At 46.2% G+C, this 1,858-nt stretch carries 1 protein-coding gene; it reads left to right on the top strand.

Translation table 11 applies throughout. The annotated features are described in order from the left end of the window. Window positions 1-324: 324 nt before the first annotated feature. On the top strand, window positions 325-1,858 hold a 1,534-nt coding region (gene lepA, locus WA010_RS06555; protein WP_422556341.1), incomplete at its 3' end, for a translation elongation factor 4.

A 1,858-nucleotide genomic window follows, 5' to 3' on the forward strand; every position in this document is an offset into this window, starting at 1 on the left:
GCTTCTCTTCCTCGTAAATTACCCAAATCTATTATCGAAAAAATGGAAATGGGTAATGATAAAGCATCTGCCTTTGCCCAAAAAGCTCAAATGATTCTATCAAAAGCCAAAGTGATCTATGGTTGGCTCTTTTGCCCGATAATGATAAATTAGAAGAATTTTATAAAGGGCATTTCGGTTTTTCATCCTATAAAGAAAAAACGAGACAAACGTATCTTTTTTATAAAATTTAGGTTACGGTTAGATCGAATCACGACTTTGATACCTCCTAAGCAACGCTCTGCTATAATTCCATTAATTAAACTAAATGAGTAATAGAACCTAATGAATAATATTCGCAATTTCTCTATCATCGCCCATATCGATCACGGCAAAAGTACGTTAGCCGACCGTATCATCCAAGAGTGTGGCGCGGTGAGTGATCGTGAGCTCTCTAAGCAAATGATGGACACAATGGACATCGAACAAGAGCGCGGGATTACGATCAAAGCGCAAAGCGTCCGTCTCGATTACGTCAAAGATGGACAACATTATATTTTGAACCTGATCGACACTCCGGGCCACGTTGATTTTAGCTACGAGGTTTCCAAATCTCTCGCATCTTCGGACGGTGCATTGCTCATCGTCGATGCGGCGCAGGGAGTTGAAGCCCAAACCATCGCCAATGTTTATATGGCGATGGAAAACAATCTCACTCTCATCCCTGTCATCAACAAAATCGATCTTCCCGCCGCAGAACCTGAACGGGTTGCCGAAGAGATCGAAACGACGATAGGGATCGATGCGACCGATGCGATCATGATCTCGGCGAAAACGGGTGTGGGTATCCGTACCCTCATCGATGCTATCGTCGATCGTATCCCAGCCCCTGCGGGTGATCCGACTGCTACGACCAAAGCGATCATTTACGATTCGTGGTTTGATTCGTATCAAGGGGCGATGGCATTAGTACGTGTATTTGATGGCGAGATCAAAACAGGGCAGATGGTCAAGTTGATGCACAATGATGAAAATCATCAAGTGCTAGAGCTGATGTATCCTCACCCGCTCCGTCGTCAAAAAACGCAAGCGATCAAAGCCGGAGAGATCGGGATTGTCATTTTGGGGGTTAAAGAGGTAGGCTCTATCCGTGTCGGCGATACGATCACCGATGCGCGTAATCCAGCCAAAGAACCGGTCGGTGAATATGCTCCGGCAAAACCTTTCGTATTTGCGGGGCTCTATCCGATCGATACCGATGAGTTTGAATCGGTACGGGATGCTCTCGATAAACTGAAACTCAACGACAGTAGTCTTAGTTATGAGCCGGAAACATCGGTTGCTCTAGGCTTTGGGTTTCGTGTCGGCTTTTTGGGAATGCTGCACATGGAGGTCGTTAAAGAGCGATTGGAGCGGGAATTTAATCTCGATCTCATCGCTACAGCACCGTCCGTTATCTATAAAGTCTACAAGACCGATGGGACGATGATTGAAGTCCAAAATCCAAGTGAACTCCCTGAGCCGCAAACGATAGAAAAAATCGAAGAGCCGTATGTTCGTGCAACGGTGATCGTTCCGACTGATTATTTGGGGAATGTGATTACCCTTTTGACCAACAAGCGGGGTATGCAAGAGAAGATGGAGTATCTCAACGAGACACGTGTCATGCTCATCTACGTCATGCCGATGAACGAAATCGTTGTTGATTTTTACGATAAACTCAAATCAACGTCGAAAGGATACGCGAGTTTCGACTACGATCCTATCGAATTTCGTCAGGGCGATCTCGTTAAACTTGACGTCCGTGTCGCGGGAGATGTCGTCGATGCCCTCAGCGTTATCGTTCCTCGCACCTCTGCCGATATGCGCGGACGAGCGT

This window comes from Sulfuricurvum sp., assembly GCF_049305995.1.
Classification (GTDB): domain Bacteria; phylum Campylobacterota; class Campylobacteria; order Campylobacterales; family Sulfurimonadaceae; genus Sulfuricurvum.